Source organism: Geobacillus thermopakistaniensis (assembly GCF_000498995.1).
Lineage (GTDB): Bacteria > Bacillota > Bacilli > Bacillales > Anoxybacillaceae > Geobacillus > Geobacillus thermoleovorans.
Genome location: NZ_AYSF01000109.1, coordinates 1 through 13,961 on the forward strand (window position 1 = coordinate 1; position 13,961 = coordinate 13,961).

At 46.2% G+C, this 13,961-nt stretch carries 16 protein-coding genes and 2 pseudogenes; 6 read left to right on the forward strand and 12 right to left on the reverse strand.

The window, feature by feature from the left end:
- Positions 1-436: 436 nt before the first annotated feature.
- From T260_RS122460 to T260_RS122440, 6 genes are all read right to left on the reverse strand, one after another.
- The gene (locus tag T260_RS122460; protein WP_011229516.1) at positions 437-1,006 is read right to left on the reverse strand and encodes a site-specific integrase; all 570 of its coding nucleotides are present in this window, start codon (positions 1,004-1,006) and stop codon (positions 437-439) included.
- Between the two features lie 181 nt (positions 1,007-1,187).
- Positions 1,188-1,658 (reverse strand): M15 family metallopeptidase, encoded by a 471-nt coding sequence (locus T260_RS122455; RefSeq protein ID WP_011229515.1) that lies wholly within the window; start codon positions 1,656-1,658, stop codon positions 1,188-1,190.
- Between the two features lie 19 nt (positions 1,659-1,677).
- A complete protein-coding gene (locus T260_RS1000000139225; protein WP_011229514.1) occupies positions 1,678-1,824 on the reverse strand; it encodes a YvrJ family protein in 147 nt (48 codons plus the stop codon).
- Between the two features lie 64 nt (positions 1,825-1,888).
- A complete protein-coding gene (locus tag T260_RS122450; RefSeq protein ID WP_020961686.1) occupies positions 1,889-2,101 on the reverse strand; it encodes a DUF2922 domain-containing protein in 213 nt (70 codons plus the stop codon).
- An 18-nt stretch (positions 2,102-2,119) separates the two neighbouring features.
- Entirely contained in the window at positions 2,120-2,341 is a 222-nt protein-coding gene (locus tag T260_RS122445; RefSeq protein WP_020961687.1) for a DUF1659 domain-containing protein, read from the reverse strand.
- Positions 2,342-2,482: 141 nt separating this feature from the next.
- Complete coding sequence (locus T260_RS122440) at positions 2,483-3,013, reverse strand: competence protein ComK (protein WP_020961688.1); 531 nt, start codon at positions 3,011-3,013, stop codon at positions 2,483-2,485.
- 296 nt (positions 3,014-3,309) lie between these two features.
- Here T260_RS122440 and T260_RS1000000138380 point away from each other — a divergent pair, with 296 nt between their 5' ends.
- The 4 genes from T260_RS1000000138380 to T260_RS122420 all read left to right on the forward strand — a co-directional run bounded on the left by T260_RS1000000138380 (position 3,310) and on the right by T260_RS122420 (position 6,307).
- Positions 3,310-3,717, forward strand: coding sequence for a ribbon-helix-helix protein, CopG family (locus T260_RS1000000138380; RefSeq protein ID WP_031213304.1), 408 nt, complete (start codon positions 3,310-3,312; stop codon positions 3,715-3,717).
- A gap of 104 nt (positions 3,718-3,821) precedes the next feature.
- Positions 3,822-4,619: a ParA family protein gene (locus T260_RS122435; protein WP_023634594.1), complete on the forward strand. Its 798-nt coding sequence runs from the start codon at positions 3,822-3,824 to the stop codon at positions 4,617-4,619.
- Positions 4,620-4,859: 240 nt separating this feature from the next.
- Positions 4,860-5,105 (forward strand): hypothetical protein, encoded by a 246-nt coding sequence (locus T260_RS1000000140910; RefSeq protein WP_050582950.1) that lies wholly within the window; start codon positions 4,860-4,862, stop codon positions 5,103-5,105.
- An 89-nt stretch (positions 5,106-5,194) separates the two neighbouring features.
- A complete protein-coding gene (locus T260_RS122420) occupies positions 5,195-6,307 on the forward strand; it encodes a DNA cytosine methyltransferase (RefSeq protein WP_023634597.1) in 1,113 nt (370 codons plus the stop codon).
- 26 nt (positions 6,308-6,333) lie between these two features.
- On the opposite strand, the gene T260_RS0121215 is transcribed toward T260_RS122420, so the two are convergent.
- The 4 genes and pseudogenes from T260_RS0121215 to T260_RS122410 form a co-directional block, all read right to left on the reverse strand.
- Complete coding sequence (locus T260_RS0121215; RefSeq protein WP_442345778.1) at positions 6,334-8,007, reverse strand: AlwI family type II restriction endonuclease; 1,674 nt, start codon at positions 8,005-8,007, stop codon at positions 6,334-6,336.
- Positions 8,008-8,163: 156 nt separating this feature from the next.
- Positions 8,164-8,385: pseudogene (locus tag T260_RS1000000141115) on the reverse strand (restriction endonuclease); the annotation flags it as partial.
- Positions 8,378-8,821: a hypothetical protein gene (locus T260_RS122415; RefSeq protein WP_231559912.1), complete on the reverse strand. Its 444-nt coding sequence runs from the start codon at positions 8,819-8,821 to the stop codon at positions 8,378-8,380. The gene T260_RS122415 and the pseudogene T260_RS1000000141115, both read right to left, overlap by 8 nt.
- 147 nt (positions 8,822-8,968) lie before the next feature.
- Positions 8,969-9,394: a very short patch repair endonuclease gene (locus T260_RS122410; RefSeq protein ID WP_023634600.1), complete on the reverse strand. Its 426-nt coding sequence runs from the start codon at positions 9,392-9,394 to the stop codon at positions 8,969-8,971.
- Positions 9,395-9,516: 122 nt separating this feature from the next.
- Here T260_RS122410 and T260_RS1000000140400 point away from each other — a divergent pair, with 122 nt between their 5' ends.
- Positions 9,517-9,912, forward strand: coding sequence for a hypothetical protein (locus tag T260_RS1000000140400; RefSeq protein ID WP_236620471.1), 396 nt, complete (start codon positions 9,517-9,519; stop codon positions 9,910-9,912).
- A 404-nt stretch (positions 9,913-10,316) separates the two neighbouring features.
- Positions 10,317-11,231 carry a tyrosine-type recombinase/integrase gene (locus T260_RS122405; RefSeq protein ID WP_031213313.1) on the forward strand — a complete coding sequence of 305 codons (915 nt, stop codon included), beginning with the start codon at positions 10,317-10,319 and terminating at the stop codon, positions 11,229-11,231.
- Positions 11,232-11,518: 287 nt separating this feature from the next.
- Here T260_RS122405 and T260_RS122400 read toward each other — a convergent pair whose 3' ends face one another.
- A complete protein-coding gene (locus tag T260_RS122400; RefSeq protein ID WP_023634603.1) occupies positions 11,519-12,382 on the reverse strand; it encodes a DUF3825 domain-containing protein in 864 nt (287 codons plus the stop codon).
- 354 nt (positions 12,383-12,736) lie between these two features.
- Positions 12,737-13,561, reverse strand: a pseudogene (locus tag T260_RS1000000138385) (transposase); the annotation flags it as partial.
- Between the last annotated feature and the right edge of the window lie 400 nt (positions 13,562-13,961).

Genomic DNA, 13,961 nt, shown 5'->3' on the forward strand with positions numbered 1-13,961 from the left:
CCTCCTAAAATATATAAAGATTTAAAAGATATAAATACTAAAAGTATATAAAAGCAGCAAAAAGGGGGCTGCCGCTCAATATACACAAGGGTTTAATATATCTTGCTGTGCTGAAGAGGAAAAACAAACAAGGTCTCCTAGGCCTTGTACGGCCCATATGAGACGCTTTTTTTGATGGGTTAATGGTTTTCTACCCCCCAAGCTTCAAAACGCCAAAATAAGCCGTTTAACGACGTTTTACGGCAAGTTTTGATTTTTTCTTCCACAGCGCCACTTTGATCGGCCTCTTGATCTTGCTTCGCACGACCGCGGACAACGGAAGGAGCTAGATCGCAAGCGGCTTCTTCGAGCGGCTGAGCGCCGGGCTTCTCCAGGCTCTAGCCGGATGGCCAAGGGCCAGAAGGCGGCCAGCCGGGAAGACCGGCGCGGGCTTCGTTCACAGATCAAGCCCTGCAGTGACTTCATCGATTTGCTCCTGCGTAATGCCGATGTAGCGAAGCGTTTCGGCCTGGCTGGAGTGATTGAGGATTTTTTGGATCATGGCCAAGTCCGTTCCTTGTTTGTATGCGAAATAGCCGAACGTTTTGCGCAGGGAGTGGGTGCCGATGCGATCCACAATCCCAACTGCTTTGGCGGCCCGGTTCAGGATGTAGTGGGCATGCTGACGGCTGATCGCCCGGCCTCCTTTTTGGCTCCGAAACAGCGGCTCGTCGCCGCGGGCGTGCGGCCGCTCCTGCGCTAAATACAGCTCGATCAGGCGGCGAGTTTTTCTGTTCAGTGCGACAACCCGAGTCTTTTTTGTCTTCTTTTCCACGATCTCAATGCGTTCGACAACGCCTTTTTGATTCCTCACATCCCCAACTCTCAGAGCCAAAATATCGCTGATCCGCAGCCCCGTATTGATCCCGATCGTAAAAAGAAGCTCGTCTCTCAACGACGAAGCACGCAAAATCTTTTTCATCGCTTCGATTTTTTCCCTATCTTTGATGGGCTGGACGGTATGCAAAATATGACACCCCCTTGTCCATGAGGGAGATGAGTAAGATTTTTGGACAAAAAGTGGGAGAGCGGCAAAGCGGCTTCGTGTTGCTTCCTTCAACGTATTTAACGTCAGACAAAAATCTGACATAACGTGCTTTTGTCAGATTTAAAAAAATCCCCTCCACTTCCGGAAGGGGCGAGACAGTCTATTTTTTAGCCACGACAGCGGCCGGCGGCCTTTTTCCCGCCCGCAGCTGTGCAAGCGAAAGGCCAAATGTATATTGAAAATGGGGATAATCTTTAAAGCTCTTCCAATCCCCGCCCCATTCAAGGCCAAGCGACTTTCCGATCTGACCGACGCGAAACCACCGACGGTCGAGGCTCCAGCTGGGGATCAGCGTACCTTTGAAAACATTGCAGACACAAACGTCAAACGCCAATCCAAAATTATGATAACTGTATCCTCCACGGGCGTTCGTAACAATCCGTCCAGGTTTTGTCCGCCCCAGCGCATACAGGCGGTTCTGCTCCTCGACGGTTCGAAACCCTTGCGTAATGATGATATAAATGCCTTCCTCATAAGCCTTTCGAATCAACGCTCTAGCTTTATCCGCCACCAACGGATGCAGCCCGGACAGCCTTTTCTCCGCCCGGAAAAGCAGCTCCACCAATTCCACTTCGAATTCCCTCCCATCATCAATTCTGCGGACCTCGGCTCAATGCGATAGTTAGATCTTGAATGGATTTGGTCAACTGATCCAGCTTCGTCTCCATCCGATACAGAAGATAGATAGAAACAAGGATCGGGAAGGAAACTTCACTGATCATCGAAAACAAATCCATTGCTTTTCCCCCTTTCAATGCTCAAAAACGGAAGGCGAGAAACCTTCCGTTCATGACAGATGCGTTATGGCAGCTGGATGTCTTGCGTTTCGCGGTCAATGATGCGGGCGCTCTTCGGGCTCACCAGCTCCCCGTTGCCGGTCATAAAAACATTTGCCGCTACGAGCTGGTTCATCACCGTTTTCACTTGCACCGGATCAACCGGCTCCTTGGGATAGCGGATCAAAATCCGCGCCGGCCCCGCTTGAGCGTTAAACGTCAGTTCCAACGTCTTCATTGTTCATTCCCCCTCTCATCATGCATTGATAATATGGCTGGTCAACGTCGTGCGCACGTACCGCAAGCTGCCGCTCGACAAGCTGGCGATGGCGGCGGCGGCATCGTAAAGCGATTGGACACTTGCGTCGCTCTTCACTCTGAAGGTTTGCGAGCGGATGATGTCCTTTCCGTCGCTGTCCTTTCCGGCGTAGAAGTCCAAAACAAGAGTGCGGCCCGACACCATTTCTGAAGCGGCCATTTTCCTACCTCCTTTCGATTTGCCAACATCATATCAACCGAGAACACCCATAGACAAAGACGATTTCAAAGCGAAAAAAGAAAAAAGCGGCCTCCAATGCCGCCGATCCTTCCGGTTTATTGCGATAAATCATTCATTTCACTACATAACCACCGTTTCACAAACTGCGCTGCCGTTTATCCATTGCCTGCGATGCGGTTCATGAATCTCCCCGTAGCACATCTCAATCCATTTTGCATTTTTGAGTTGGTCAATGCAGAACTTGCGGGAATGAAACACAGGAATCTGATGTCCGGAAAGAAGATGGATCGTGGTGCACTGGGGAGATCTTTGCCGGAACTGCTCAATCTCTCTTGACACAAACCACCCTACACGGCTTTGTCGGCCGACCGGCTCGCGAACGTTAAACGGAATGATGGTAAAGCCATACGACAATACGATGGGAACGAGCTGCTTTTTCCCCACCAACTCCCCATACCGATGGCGGTTGATCGAAATGCTTGTGCCAAAGAAGGTCAGAAGCCGCTTCAAAAACAGACTCGATTGCACGTCAAGCAGCTTAGTTTCCCCGCTCCTGAGAAAAAGTTTGACCGAATCCCCTCTGTTTTCCACGTTGACAGGGATAAACGCCTGGCCGGCATAGGCGAACCGCTTTACCTCTTTCCAGTCCAACTTTTTCCATCCCCCTCTTCCCCTTAACGCTCGGGGCGAAATTTGTCGAAAATATCACATTTTTAAGTACAATATACCGCTATTTGGCAAAAAAATCAAAATGGCAAAACCTTATCTTTCAGCTCGAAAACAGCGTTTTTTGTTTTGAAAAACGCCGATTCGATTAATTTGTGCTTTGAAAGGCAAAATTGGCACTGGCATCTTAATTTTATGTCGGACGAAAAATGTTGAATTAATGAAAGTCTGGAGGTATAATAAACATAAATAGCGTCAGACAAAAAATAGAGGTGATGGCGATGATGGAAGGAAGATGCTATGAGCGGCACGATTTCCAGGTTCTCGTCCTTCAGGAATTCGGCAAGCGGCGCCCTCGGTCCCCAGAGGAAACAAAGAGGCTACAGGAAGAGTACCTCCGGCTTCTTGAAGAAATTCCCCGAATGTGGGAAGAATTCGTAGAGAAACATAAAAACATTTATGAGCGGTTCGGATACCTCGATGTTGTCGTCCATGACGATCTGCGCGTCGAACGCAAAAAGCTCCAACGTGGACGCCCGAAAGAAGAAAAGTCCAAGTCACATCGCATTACCGTGCGCTTGGACGACGAGCTGTATGAACTCCTCCAAAAATACTGTCGGACAAAAAATGCATCGGAGTCGGAGGCGGTGCGGCAACTCATATCGGAATTGAAGTGGAAGCGTTTCTAACGCTCTTATTTTTTGCAATCATTGAAGGAATCTAGAAAATAACGTAGAATAAATCATATAAACAAAAGAAGAAACAAACCTTGGAAGAAAGGAAGGTGATATAAGTGGCCATCACCATCACCATGGGCATCCAGAAAGGCGGATGCGGGAAGTCCACGACAACCGGAGTCCTCGCCTATTTGCTGAGCAGGGACGGATACAGGGTTTTGGCCGTCGACATGGACTCGCAGGGGAATTTGACAGAGCTTCTTTCGCGGAAGCCATCCAACGAATTCACGGAGAAATCCGTTCTCGAAGCGATGCAGGAGAGAGATCCGGAGCCGTACATAGTCAAGGTCAACGACAGGTTGGATCTGCTTCCGGCCAACAACTTTCTGGCCACGTTCCCCCGCTGGATTTACACAGGGGAGACGTACCTTGGAAAATATATAAGATACAAGGGAAAGCCGACCTTGATACTGGACGATACGTTGGACAAGATCCGGCATCATTACGATTTCATTGTCATCGACACGCCGCCTTCGCTGAGCGAGCAGACGACCAACGCCTTGTGCGCAAGCCAGTATGTCATCATGATGTTCGAGTGCTCCAATTGGTGCTACTCGGCGGTCCCGAATTTTATGGAATCCGTCGAGGGAGCGAGGGTTCATGGGCGGCACAATACAAGGCTGCTGGGCATTCTTAGAACCATGAACGACGTCCGCCGCAGCGACGCGAAGGCGTTCAATGAAATGATCGAGGAAGATTATACGAACGAGGTTTTCAAAACGATCATCACCCGCAAGGCGCCGATCGGACGCCTGTCGCTATACGGCTTTGAGGAAAACAATGAGTTGAACCAGGCGCTGGAGCAGTATGAAAACTTCTACAAGGAGATGATGGAACGTGTCCAAAGTAGATGACATCAAAAACATGAAGCGCCAGCAAAAAGTCATCACGCCTACGCAAGTGCTGACCGATCCTGTAGGGGAGGAAAACAATACATCTTTAAACGAATATAACAACCAACCAAGAAAGGAAGATAAGAAAGTGGAGAGAAAGCGCGTTTCCTTCGATATTCGGACGGACCTGCACAAAGAGTTGAAGATGCAGTCGATTTTGCAGGAGAAGAATATCTATCTGTTGATTGAGGANAAAAAGTCATCACGCCTACGCAAGTGCTGACCGATCCTGTAGGGGAGGAAAACAATACATCTTTAAACGAATATAACAACCAACCAAGAAAGGAAGATAAGAAAGTGGAGAGAAAGCGCGTTTCCTTCGATATTCGGACGGACCTGCACAAAGAGTTGAAGATGCAGTCGATTTTGCAGGAGAAGAATATCTATCTGTTGATTGAGGAAGCTGTTGAAAAATATCTGAATGAGCTCAAGAAGGGAGCCGAGTGAAGGCTTTAATTGAATTGCTGTTGTTTTTTTCAAAAATCCTCTATAATGTACTGACACGTTGATAATTCTTTCGCCACGGAGGTAATACAATGATTTTTCGCAAAGGAGAACTCTTCAGCGGTCCTGGAGGCCTTGCTTTAGGAGCCAAAATGGCGAGGGTGGTTGCTGCTGATGGCGAAGAGTTCCGCATTGAGCATGTTTGGGCCAATGACTACAACGAATCGGCATGCAGGACGTATCGACGGAATATCTGCGGCGATCCAGACGATCCATCCGTCATTGCATGCGATGTAAGGGAGCTTGACATTGAGCAGCTTCCCAGAATAGACGCATTATCGTTCGGTTTTCCATGCAATGACTACAGTGTTGTAGGAGAACACAAAGGAATGGATGGAGAGTATGGACCTTTATACACATATGGGGTCAAGGTCCTTAATATTCACCAACCAAAGTTTTTTGTGGCCGAAAACGTGGGCGGCCTGCAAAGCGCCAACGAGGGCCGTGCATTCATGCAGATTCTGAAAGAATTGTCCGAGGCCGGGAGAGGGTATGACATCGTGCCGCATCTATATAAATTTGAGGAATACGGCGTTCCTCAGATGAGGCACCGCATTATCATAGTCGGCATCAGAAAAGACCTGGATTTGAGGTTTAAAGTTCCTGCGCCGACTACTCCCGACAAGTATGTGACGGCGAAGGAGGCGATCACCAATCCGCCGATCCCAGACGACGCACCCAACCACGAGTTTACGCGCCATAACGCAAAAACAGTAGAAATGCTCAAACATATACCGCCGGGTGAAAACGCATGGTATGAAGGGATACCTGAGGAGTTGCGCTTAAATGTAAAAAAAGCAAGGCTGAGCCAAATCTACAGAAGGCTGCATCCTGATCAGCCCTCCTACACCGTTACAGGGAGCGGCGGCGGTGGAACGCACGTATATCACTGGGAGGAGCCGCGGGCTCTCACAAACAGGGAAAGGGCGAGGCTCCAGACATTCCCGGATGATTTTGTGTTTGAGGGGACAAAGGAAAATGTCAGGCAGCAAATCGGCATGGCAGTTCCTCCGAAAGGAGCAAAGATCATCTTTGAAGCCATTTTGAAGACGTTCGCTGGCATTCCGTATGAATGCGTTGAACCTAAATGGGATGTTGAAGAATTGTTTGGAACGGAGCAATTGGCCATTCCAGAGCTTGTGTAGAAGGGCGGAGGGAAAAATCCCTCGCCCTAGCTTGTCTCTTTTAATTCTCGAAGCAGAGCTTCGAGCGACTTGTATCCTTTGTTTTTGACAGCCTTGACAAACAGTTCGGCGCGGTCTTCCAATGGCACATCGTTCTCAATGCAATAATCAAGGAAGCCGAGCAAGGTTCTGGCTGTGACTAAAAATCCGCTGATGGGATTTCCGGTGATTCGCTTAGCTTTGTCCGATATCTTTTCCAGGTTGCGCTCCCCGCTGAAGTCGTTTGCGGTCACATAGCCGAAAAACGTTAGCTCTTTGCCTTCATATCCCGTGTAATTGGGGATGTATTCAGACGCCATATGTGAAGCCAAGGAAGAGGACAGTGGGAACTTTCCTGNTCTGGCTGTGACTAAAAATCCGCTGATGGGATTTCCGGTGATTCGCTTAGCTTTGTCCGATATCTTTTCCAGGTTGCGCTCCCCGCTGAAGTCGTTTGCGGTCACATAGCCGAAAAACGTTAGCTCTTTGCCTTCATATCCCGTGTAATTGGGGATGTATTCAGACGCCATATGTGAAGCCAAGGAAGAGGACAGTGGGAACTTTCCTGCATAGTTTTTGGCGTCAATGATGCCGAATTTGCTTCCTCCATACCCGGCGATGATTTCGATTTCTGTTCTTTCCCCGTTCTTGGCTTTGGGGCGCATTGCAACGTCAAACCCCAGCGCGCTGAATATTTGGCCGGTCTTGTCTTCAAACACCAAGTTGTCTTTTTCATTCAAGTAGGCCTCTACAAAATCGGAGTTGATCCCTTCAAAATCGTCCTTGCTTTCCACTATCTCATGAATGACCTTTTCAATGTCTCTCGGCGATAAATATTTTTGGAGGGCCCCAGCGATTTCCTCTTTCGACATCGATTCTATGGATGGAAATTGCGCAAGGATCCTCTCTGCTTTCGCCCGAAGCTTGCTGGAGTTTGCAGCTGGTTTTATATTGCCGTATCTGCTGGCCTTGTAGCTGTCGACATCCAAGCCGCTGTTTTCCGCCATGCGCTCGAGCGATATCATGTACCGTGTGTTGAATGGGTAGCGTTTTTCGATTTCAGCGATTTCCTGCTTAATTTCATTGATCCTGGAAGAATCGCCTTTCAAAGCCTTGCCGCGAATGTATTCGACCAATCCTGTGTAATCGCTGATGAGCATAAAAGTGTGGGCCACGTCGGAGTGGGCTTCGTAAAAGTCCCTCGCTCCTTTGTCTGATCTTTCCCTATGGTCGAACTTGGCGGCAATGTCTTGTTTCATTTCTTCTCTCTCGCGAGGGCCGGCTTTTCGGAACGCCAATATTTTATGCACGATTTCATCCAGCTGCGAGTCCTTTTGGGCTGTCATGGCAAAATAAGTGATCTCCTCTTTTGTTACATAAAAGTCCAATCTTTCGTCATTCGCCAACTTGATCAGAAACAGGACAGGGCGGATCCGAAACCCTTCGTCGAATTTTGGGCGGAATCCCGGCTCGAGAAAATAAGCGTTTGGATATTGGAGCGTCAAGACTTGTTTTCTTGTGTTTTCGTACACCTTTTCTCCCTGGATGAGCTTTTCTCCGACTTTTGTAAGGTGAATATATCCGTCATCATCTACATAGCAATAGGAGAAGGTTTTGAGCATGGCCATCCATGTGCGTCCTCCGGAACCGTCATGGCTGACGTTGTTTCTTTTGATCCCCATATTTGCGAGCTCTTCTTCATACCGTTTATGGACTTCTCTATTTCCCGCCCATTTCAGCCTGAAATCATCCGTCGCCTTCTGCAAAGCCAGCAATGCCTCTTGATGGAATCGGGGGTCTCTTTCCGGGCGTGTAATAAACCATACCTTTCTGGTNATCCATGTGCGTCCTCCGGAACCGTCATGGCTGACGTTGTTTCTTTTGATCCCCATATTTGCGAGCTCTTCTTCATACCGTTTATGGACTTCTCTATTTCCCGCCCATTTCAGCCTGAAATCATCCGTCGCCTTCTGCAAAGCCAGCAATGCCTCTTGATGGAATCGGGGGTCTCTTTCCGGGCGTGTAATAAACCATACCTTTCTGGTGCTTTTCTTATTCATGGTCGAGCATCTCCTTTATTTCTGCGTAGATGTCTCTCTCTTCGATTGTAAATGGATCGACTTTTTTGGACTGGGTGGTGGAAAAATAAAAGTCCAGCGACTTGAAAAACTCCTTGTTTTCCTTGATCAGCTCAGTGATGTCGGCATCTGAAATTTGGTTGAGGATGCTGACGGCTTTCTCAATTTCATTGTCGATTAGAATTTTGGAATAAATGGAAATCTTATTTTCCCCGATAATCTGCTCCGCTGCGTGCACATAACGGATTATGGTGGCCACAGACGGGACCGACATTTCGTTGATGATTTTATTGAAGGCGTTGTCGGGAGCGCCAATATATCGGCTGATTTCCCGGTTTGCAATCCGATGCTGGGATAAAAATCTGTTGAAGTTGTCCATCACTTTTTTGCTTATAATTTTGCTTAATATTTTTTGCAATAAATTTTTGTTCCTCCTGGAATTATGAAGCAAAAAATTCCTCCCCCTCCTCCAATTAACATCATAGTTTTTATCTTTGTATAATACATAAACCTTATAAGGTTATAATTTTCTACAAATAAAAAAACGCTTGTTGCATCCAAGCGCTCATCCATCCATGGCTTGATCAATGAAATTCTTTATTTGCTTTATTGTTTGATCAAAATCCTGTTTCAAATCATGCTCCCACACTCTCAAGCAATTCCAGCCCATTTTTCTATAATATTCGTTGACTTCTTGATCCCTATTTTTGTTTCTCAAGAGCTTTTTTTCCCAATATTCCCTATTGCTTTCAGGCATATTCCCGTGCAGTGGACATCCATGCCAGAAACATGAATCAATGAAGATGGCGACTTTATACTTTTTGATGGAGATATCAGGTTTCCCAAGGAGGGTCTTGTCGTTCTTTCTAAATCGATATCCTTCCCTCCAGAGGGCTTTTGAGACCGTATCTTCCAACTGCGAGCGCGACTTTATGGCTTTCATGGTCTTGGAACGTTGCTCTTTGGTAAGATTGTCGCTCAAATGGATCACCCCAGTCAGCGAAGCCTTTCAGAAGCGTATATTTACTACTGATTATATCAGATAAACGAAATCCGCGCCGGCCTGTCCGCGGATGCCGCTTGCAAGCATGACCATCCATAGCCGTGCGGAGCGTGGCCGAAGAAGCCAATGCATTGCACTGCTTCTTGAAGCAACAAATCATTAAACGAATAAGTGATGATAAAAATAATAGAGTATACATTAAAATAATTAAAACAATAAATAAACGTTTATTTCATCTTTTCTTCCAACAAACAAAAGTTTCGTGGTTCGCACGAAGATTCCATTTCCGCGCCGGTCTTCCCGGCTGGCCGCCTTCTGGCCCTTGGCCATCCGGCCGGAGCCTGGGGAAGACCGGCGCTCAGCCGCTCGGAGAAGCTGCTTGCGATCCAGAACCTTCCGCTGCCCGCGGAAGTGCGAAGCAGAATCAAGGAGTTGCTCAAAGCACCGCCGCGATCAATAATGATGTTTATTGTTTTATTTTTTGTCTGACATTAAATATTGGTTAATTTTCGACAAAAAGCGACAGATAGGTGTAGCTGCACCGGCGCTTCCGTTTCCTTTTGGTCCGGGTCCCCGGGGCGGTGTGATGGTCGGCTGGCAGCCGGAAAGGCTCAGCCACTGCAAGCCCAAGCGCCGAAGCCCTCGCCTTCCGGCTCGGTCCAGCCTATCACACCGCCCTTCCCGGCCCAAAAGACTACGGGTCGCCGGTGACCGAGGAAAGAGTGTTGAGCACATTGAGACGATATCCATATAACTATTTTCCGGCTTAAACTTATCGCATAATATACATTATATGACTAACAATCTATTCTTTTTTATGGTATACTCGTCATATAATGTTATTTTTAAAAGCGATTATTTGCTCTTTGAATCGATTTAAACTCGTCGTATAAGTAAAAGGGTGAAAAAGATGTTAAATGAGTATGTTACCTATCTTCAGGAAAAAGGAGCTTCCCCAAACACCATCATCTCCTACACCAATGACTTAAATATCTTTTTCAATGATTTACATATCCGTCCGGGCGATTACGTCACGTCGGCTGATATCCGCAAATGGATCCAGCAAATGTTGAGCCCGGCCGAAGGAAAACCATTGGCCATCTCCACGATCAATCGCCGGCTCAATTCGCTGCGAAGCTTTTATGCGTGGGCGGTCGAACATCATAAGATCGAACAGAACCCAATGAAAGACATCCAGGATTTAAAATCAGCCGATGAAGAGAACGAAAAAATTATGTGGCTCACAGAAGAAGAATTTGAGGACTTATTGCATCGGATGCGGAAAAAACCGGTCCACAGCAGAGGGGTCGATCCAGAGGAAAAGTATCGCCGAGATCGCGCGGTAGTGTACTTGCTTACCTATGCAGGATTGCGGGTGGAAGAGTTATCAAATTTAAAATTAACAGACTTGGATTTAGAGATGAAACGAATTCGGATCGTGGGAAAAGGGATGAAGGTCCGGACCGTGCCGATTTCGAATATCTTGCTGGCAGAACTCGAGGATTGGCTTAAGTTTCGTGCGGAAATGGCGAAAAAGAAACCGCATGTCGCCGCATCGCCATACGTCTTTTACAGCCAGCGCTCGCCAAAGTTTTCGGTCCGGGGCATTCAGCGAATGATCGAAAGCTACAGCCTGCCGAACAAAAAGCTTACGCCACATATGTTCCGCCATACGTTTTGTAAGTGGATGTTAAAGGCGACGAACAACGATATCGAAAAAGTACGGAGGCTTGCTGGTCACAGTAATATCGCCACTACGTCTCGATACCTCAAAGACAGTTATAGCGATTTGGTCGATGCAGTCGAAGCGTTACCGAAATTCTAACATATACTGTTTAGGATTTAAGTTGCTTACAAAAAGAAGATGGGCCAACCTTAACTTTATAGGTTGCCCATCTTCTACTTTTTTTGTTCTCAATGGTAATGACTATATGTTGTTTTTCCTGAACTGTTAATCCTTTAGTTATCAAAAATAGATCATAGTAAAAATAAATAATGAATGTTCTTAAATAATGGTTATGTTCTAATTAAAAATATAACCGTTATATATGTAATTTATTCATAATTTGGTTACAATGTTAACATATTTTTTTTCTGAGGTCAATTGCTTTTTTATTGTTCTTTTTGTTCTTTGAATAAGAAATTAATCCAATCAGTATCTGGACGAGCGATTCTTCTCGAGTTCATATAAGCCCAGTCCAATGGAAGTACTGTTTTAGCTATATAAGCATTTTCTTGCTTTTCAACAACTAAAGCTAAGTCCACATTAATTTTGTCTTTAATGCATAAAGGCAATAATAATTGAATTTTGGATTCACCTGTTTGTTTGTTGGTATAAAACTGAGGAATAGCAGTTTTATAATTTCTAATAGCCTTTTTTTCTGCTTGTTTGACAGCACTTTCTAAGGCCTGTCTTAATTCATGTTCATTATAAGAAACACATTGTTTAAATCTATCTCTATTATCCTTAATTATATGTTCATAATTAATTCGTATTGGCAATAATCGACGGTCAAGAAGCAAATCAGCAGGATTTTCAAAATAATTCGCAATTTCTGGTAGTGGGGAGAATTTTGCAAGATCGGCGTCACTTTCCTTACAAAATTTAACAAAAAACCATTTCTGTTTTACATTAGGTTTATTGTTACGCATAAAGAATGCATATATATCTTCATCATATTGTGTTTGTAATCCTGTATTAAAACACATATATTCTCCATCTTTAGATATAGCTATTTTATTTTCTTGTTTTAACCTATCATATGTAAAAATTAAATAGTTCTCTAAAATAGGATATTTTTTCCCTGGTACTTTATATTCTTCATCAACAAAATCCCAATTCTCCTCTTTAGCTAGGGTAGCTAAATATTCTAATTTTCTCTCAAATTTTTCCTTTTGACCCAACCATGCATCATTATACAAAGTATATTCAGTATATTCATCTTTGGTTGTTATTAATTCGCAACCATTCGCCATAAAATACATCCCCCCAAAAATTCTTATAGTTAATTACTACAAAGTGTACTTGACAACAAATATTTTTTGATGTAAGAGAATACAAAAAAAGCGAAATTTCCTATATGGTAAAGATGACCAAACCATGACCAAGGAGGAAACTTCGCCTGCCATTTCAGTTTATCAAATATTTTGTTTAATTACTATATTTTAATATTCAAGGGGAACGAAAAGAAAAAAATCGTTGGATTTCCGAGTGATCTTCTGAGCCAAACTGCCCGCTTTACCCAATTTGGAATGAATAATTTATTTACTGTAGATGAGCATTTTTCATTACAATAATTTCCATGGTTAGAGAGACAAACAGGGTACCCCTTACGCGATACGGAGCTGTTTTTTGATCACATCAATAGGAATCTCTTGCTTTGCAGCGTCATAAATGAACTCTATGACGCTATGGCCTTTCCGCGACCGAAGAAGCTCCAGCCCGGTGGAGAGGTTTTGTCGGGATTCGGCGATGCTGTACACGCAAGCCAATAAAACGGTCACCCAATACCGTTTTACCGCCCGAACGTGACGGACCCGGTATCCATCCAGCTTCAGTTGATCTTTCGCCTGCCGGAAAAAGCACTCGATCGTCCAACGCTGAGCATAGTAACGCAAGATGTCTTCGTCCCCGAGTTCCCGGTCGGTGCTCAAGATGCAATGAAGATGTTCCGGCGCCATCGGCTGATCCGCCTTCCAAGCCAGCAGCACCACCGCGTCATCGAGGCCATGGATGGCCCCCTCATAGCGATACACGCGATAACGCTCCTGCCCCACCGTGACGAGGCGGGTGTCTTTGGACTCGATATAGCGGGCNTGTTCCGGCGCCATCGGCTGATCCGCCTTCCAAGCCAGCAGCACCACCGCGTCATCGAGGCCATGGATGGCCCCCTCATAGCGATACACGCGATAACGCTCCTGCCCCACCGTGACGAGGCGGGTGTCTTTGGACTCGATATAGCGGGCGAACTGCTTGGCTTGGATGGCGATGCCTTTCGGGTAGAGAATCCGGTTCGTCTTGAGCATCGCGATGACATGGAATCCCTGTTTCAAGCAGGCTTCAATGAGCTTTTTGGACGGATACCACGAATCCATGAGCACATACACCGGCTGAGCCCGCTTCACCTTGAGCGAGGAAAGCATCTCGATCGCCAGGTCGATCTTGCTTTTTCCCGCTTTCTTGTCATACAGGCGGAACGCAAATGGGAACGCCTGCGTGAAGGTGTGCACCATCAGNCGATCTTGCTTTTTCCCGCTTTCTTGTCATACAGGCGGAACGCAAATGGGAACGCCTGCGTGAAGGTGTGCACCATCAGCCAAACGAGCGAATGCCCCCAGACCGATTGATGATCTTTATGCGAGTAGTGCCAGTCGCACCCTTGAATGGCGTGCGCAGCCCGTGACGAAGGCTTCGTTTTTTGGCAAATCGTATCATCAATCGAAACAAAAAGGGGTTGATTCTTCCGTTTGGCCAGTCGTTCGACCTGGGAAAGGATCCACTCTTGAAGCTTCCCAAGCAGCCTTTCCTCGTTCCAAGGGCTTTTCGTGAAAAAGT